1 protein-coding gene is annotated in these 1,165 nt (G+C 38.2%); it reads right to left on the bottom strand.

All coding sequences use genetic code 11. The annotated features are described in order from the left end of the window. Nucleotides 1-69 precede the first annotated feature (69 nt). The gene (locus tag F6K63_RS36960) at nt 70-951 is read right to left on the bottom strand and encodes an IS982 family transposase (RefSeq protein WP_287315024.1); all 882 of its coding nucleotides are present in this window, start codon (nt 949-951) and stop codon (nt 70-72) included. Nucleotides 952-1,165 lie beyond the last annotated feature (214 nt).

Below are 1,165 nucleotides of genomic sequence, written 5' to 3'. Positions count from 1 at the left end.
CAAGGCCAATCCCGTTATGCAAACATCTCTATTCCACAGCGATTCAATGTAGAAGCATATTACCTAACCTCAGTTTTGCTTAAGCAGAGCAAATTCTGAAGCATATTGTTTAACAAGTGATGGTTTTGTGGGTTGGAACGAGTATGCAATCAACCCACAAACAACATTAACAAAACAATTAAATGGGCTTCGATGCCTTGAATGCTCAATTTGTGAAATATTTTTCATTTGGTCAATGATCGTTTCAACGATTGCTCGTTTTCGAAGCAAGATTTTGTCTTCCATTTGCATTAGTTGATTTTGCATGTTTTTTCTCAAGCGAGTAAATAGTTGAACATCATTTTCAAGGAGCTGATAAAACAGCTTCTTTGATAAATACCCTTTATCTCCAAAGAGTTTGCCCCAAATTGTTTCTGTCATTTTAGGGACTGGTTTTCGGTCATCCATATTGCCCGGTGTGAGCTGCGTCGCGAGCAATTGCCCCTGATCGTTCACCAAAACGTGCACTTTAAAGCCATAAAACCACCCCATCGACGTTTTTCCTCGTTTAGCGAACCCATCAAACACTTTATTTCTCTCAATTCTCTTGTTGTGACACACTGCGATTGAAGTTGAATCGATAAACGAAATCCCTGTACATTCACCATAGGTTGTTTTAAGAAATGCAATCAATGGAATCAAACAACGTGGCGTCAGCCTGACAAAACGACTGTAGCTGACTAGATTGGGAAACTCGTTTCGAAGATTTTTAAGGACGTGCTTGGTGTAATACCACTTGAAATTTCGATAGCCGGATTGATGAAAGTGAATCAGAATCGTCATGATTTCACTGGTACTCATCCGGCCGCACCGGTTCCGTTGATTTTTAGTCGTAATGAGCTTTTTATTCATTTCAGGTAAAAACCAATAGCAGAAGTCATCGACGGTACAAAATAATTCTAGTAAATTCATAGTGGAGATCCTTCTTGAGATTGTTTAGTTTGTGGAAAAACAAATTTATCTCATTTAGGAATCTCCCCCATCCTTAAACGAAACTCAGGTTATTTAAATAAATGCCCAGCAACCTGACACAAATATTTTTTAGACAGGATTTACAAGATGAACGGGATCAAAATATCCTGTATATCCTGTTAATCCCGTCCAAAAAGACGTTTTGTAATTTTGT

Source organism: Moorena sp. SIO1G6 (assembly GCF_010672795.1).
Taxonomy (GTDB): Bacteria; Cyanobacteriota; Cyanobacteriia; order Cyanobacteriales; family Coleofasciculaceae; genus Moorena; species Moorena producens.
Note: the sequence above shows the minus strand (reverse complement) of the source record. Positions and strands in the feature narration are given on the sequence as shown.